This window comes from Pseudomonas sp. SIMBA_068 (assembly GCF_046534705.1).
Taxonomy (GTDB): domain Bacteria; phylum Pseudomonadota; class Gammaproteobacteria; order Pseudomonadales; family Pseudomonadaceae; genus Aquipseudomonas; species Aquipseudomonas putida.
In genome coordinates this window covers 1-252 of record NZ_JAWRYI010001127.1, presented here as the reverse complement: position 1 = coordinate 252, position 252 = coordinate 1, and the positions used below count along the sequence as shown (strand labels likewise).

Here is a 252-nt window from a genome sequence, read left to right as displayed (position 1 = left end):
ACGAATACCGGCGGCGCGCAGTTCCAGCGCCTCTTCGATACACGCCACGGCAAACCCGTCCGCCTCGGTTTCCAGCGCCTGTGCCACACGTACGGCGCCATGGCCGTAGGCATCGGCCTTGATCACGGCGAGGGCCTTGGCCCCCGTGACTTCACGGGCCAACTGGTAATTGTGGCGCAGGGCTTGGAGATCGATCAGGGCACGGGCAGGACGCATGGCGGCAGGCTTCTAGGCGGCAAAGTGAAGAAAAAC

1 protein-coding gene is annotated in these 252 nt (G+C 64.3%); it reads right to left on the bottom strand.

Annotated features, from left to right (window positions below):
* Positions 1-216: alanine racemase (locus SB756_RS33010; protein ID WP_410913627.1), on the bottom strand; the 216-nt coding region annotated here is incomplete at its 3' end.
* Positions 217-252 lie beyond the last annotated feature (36 nt).